Below are 3044 nucleotides of genomic sequence, written 5' to 3'. Positions count from 1 at the left end.
GGAGGGGGCGGCGGCACCGACTTCAGCCCCGTCTTTTCCGCTGGCCTGGGCGGCTCCGGCGGTAATGGAGGTGCCGGCGGCAAGGGCATCACGTTCGGTGGTGCGGGGGGTAACGGGGGTGATGGTGCCGAGGGCGGCGCCGCGAACAATTTCAGTAACGACATCGGAGGTGGCGGCGGTAACGGCGGCCACGGTGGTGACGGTGGCAGCGCCACCGCCAAGGGCGGTAAGGGCGGCAAGGGCGGCGCTGGCGGCGCTGGCAGCTCCGGCGGCCAAAGCGGCGCCTTGGCCAAAGGTGTGACGGGGTCCTCCGGTGGCTTCGGCGGTAATGGCGGTGCCGGCGGTCACAATTCCGCTGGCTCTGGCGGTAACGGCGGCACGGGCGGAAACGGCGGCAACGGCGGCGGGGACGCCGCCATCGGCGGCAACGGGGCCGCCGGAGGTAACGGCGGTGCGGGCGGAATCGGCGGCGGCAACGTCGGCGACCTGGGTGGTAGGGGCGGCGATGGCGGCAACGGCGGTTGGGGCGCCGCGGGCGGCGACCTGAACAAAGGCGGGGCCGGCGCGGCCGGTGGTAGCGGCGGCAACGGCGGCAGCGGGTACGAGGGCGGCGCCGGCGGCAAGGGCGGCAACGGCGGCGAGAGCGGTTCCAACGGTTTTCTCACCGCCGGTGCCCTGACGGCCCCTGACGGCGGTGCCGGCGGCGCCGGCGGCAAGGGCGGGAACGGCAATTTCAGGGGCGGCGACGGCGGTGCGGGTGGTGCCGGTGGCACTGGCGGTTGGGGTGGCGGCAGCAACGGCGGTGACGGCGGCGCCGGCGGCAAGGGCGGCGGCGGCGGAAACGCCAACACAGGCGGCTTCGGGGGCGACGGTGGCAGGGGCGGCAACAGTGGCGCCGGCGGCGGCACCAACGGTGCTGCCGCTGGTGGCGACGGTGGCAAGGGCGGCGCCGGCGGTAGCGGCGGCTTCAGCGGCGCCACGGCTCCCACCATCGCCCCTGGGGGCGGTGCGGGCCCCAATCTCCACGATGGCAAGAACCCCGGCGGGGTCGCCCTCGGCGGGGCTGGCGGAAAGGGCGCAACGCCACCGGATGACTGACGGCCCGGTGACCACGAAGTTGGAAACCCACAGAGAAATGTTTGGAATGCACAGCGAAACGTTGGAAACGCGCAGAGACAGCATGGTGGCATGACGTTTCCGGTGCTGCCGCCGGAGATCAACTCGGCGCTGATGTACGCGGGGGCGGGTCCGGAGCCCTTCCTGGCGGCGGCGGCAGCCTGGGATGAGTTGGCCGCCGAGCTGAGCTCGGCGGCGGCGTCATTCGGGTCGGTGACCTCCGGGTTGGCCGGCGGGGCGTGGCAGGGGGCGGCGTCGGTCGCCATGGCGGCCGCGGCGGTCCCATACGCGGGGTGGCTGAATGCGACCGCCGCCGCGGCCGAGGCGGCGGCCGGGCAGGCCCGGGTAGTGGTGGGGGTGTTTGAGGCGGCGCTCGCCGCGGCCGTCGCCCCGTCCCTCATCGCGGCCAATCGGTCGCGGCTCGTGTCGCTGGTGCTGTCGAATCTGTTCGGGCAGAACACGCCGGCGATCGCGGCCGCGGAGTTCGACTACGAACTGATGTGGGCCCAGGACGTGGCGGCGATGCTGGCATATCACAGCGGCGCCTCGGCGGTCGTCTCGGCGTTGACGCCTTTCGCCGAGCCCCTGGCGGGCTTGCATGCCGTCGCGGGCGCGGCCGCTGCCGCTTCTGCCGCCGAGCCGGTTAAGACGCTCGCCGTCAATCTGGGTCTGGGCAACGTCGGGACGTTCAACGCGGGCTGGGCAAATATCGGCAGCTACAACGTGGGCGGCGCCAACGTCGGCGATTTCAACCTGGGTGGCGGCAACATCGGCAATAACAACTTCGGGTTCGGCAACGTCGGGTCGGGCAACTTTGGGCTGGGGAACTCGGGGATGGCGCCGGGTCTGCTGGGGCTGGCCAATATCGGGTTCGGCAATTCGGGCAATAGCAATATCGGCTTCGGCAACATGGGCGTCGGTAATATCGGGTTCGGAAATTCCGGCAATGGGAATTTCGGTATCGGATTGACCGGTGAGAACCTGACCGGATTCGGTGGTTTCAATACCGGCAGCGGTAATATCGGCTTGTTCAATTCGGGTACCGGCAATGTCGGCTTCTTCAACTCCGGAACCGGGAACGTCGGGTTGTTCAATTCGGACAGCCATAACATCGGTATCGGAAATTCAGGGTTCACCAGCGCGGGCTTGTTCAATACGGGTGGCTTCAACACGGGTTTGGCCAACACGGGTAGCTACAACTCCGGTAGCTTCAATCCGGGCGACAACAACTCGGGCGGTTTCAATTCGGGCAGCGTCAACACGGGTTGGTTCAACACCGGTGATATCAACACCGGGGTAGCCAACTCCGGCAACGTCAACACCGGCGCTTTCATCGCGGGCCACTACAGCAACGGTGTCCTGTGGCGGGGTAATTACGAAGGGCTTATTGGACCCGTCTCCGGTGGGGCCCACATTCTTCCCGAAATGCCCCTCAGTCTCGCAATCAACGGCGGTGTCGGCGCAATCACCATCCAGCCCATCCACATTCTCCCCGAGATTCCGATCGACTTCAGCACGACTTTATATTTGGGTCCCTTGGTCGTTCCTGATATCCACGTCCCGGCGTTCTCGTTGGGCGCAGTCATACCGAATATTTCGATCGGACCGATCAAAATCGATCCGATCACTCTCTGGACTGGCCGAGAGCTCGTCAATCACACCATATATGCGGCTTGGCCGACTACGTCGATAACGATTCCGCAAATTCAGCAAATTAGCCCGCCCCCCGGTCTGACCACTCTGATCGGCCCAATACATATCAATATGGGCTTTTCGATCCCGCTGACCTTCAGTTATTCCATCCCGTCTCTCACGCTATTCCCGAACGGCCTCAGCATTCCCGATGCGCCGCTCACGTTTAGCGTTGGAGCGGCCGTCAGTACCGATGCGTTCACCATTCCGGGATTTTCGATTCCCGAACAAGCGCT

General features: G+C 66.7%; 1 protein-coding gene and 1 pseudogene. Both read left to right on the top strand.

Annotated elements, in window-relative coordinates; all coding sequences use genetic code 11:
- Positions 1–1098: pseudogene (locus BST27_RS32855) on the top strand (PE family protein); the annotation flags it as partial.
- 90 nt (positions 1099–1188) lie between these two features.
- A partial coding sequence (locus BST27_RS29890; RefSeq protein ID WP_139805467.1) for a PPE family protein occupies positions 1189–3044 on the top strand: 1856 nt, incomplete at its 3' end.

This window comes from Mycobacterium intermedium (assembly GCF_002086275.1).
GTDB classification, from domain to species: Bacteria; Actinomycetota; Actinomycetes; order Mycobacteriales; family Mycobacteriaceae; genus Mycobacterium; species Mycobacterium intermedium.
This window is presented reverse-complemented; position numbering and strand designations above follow the sequence as displayed.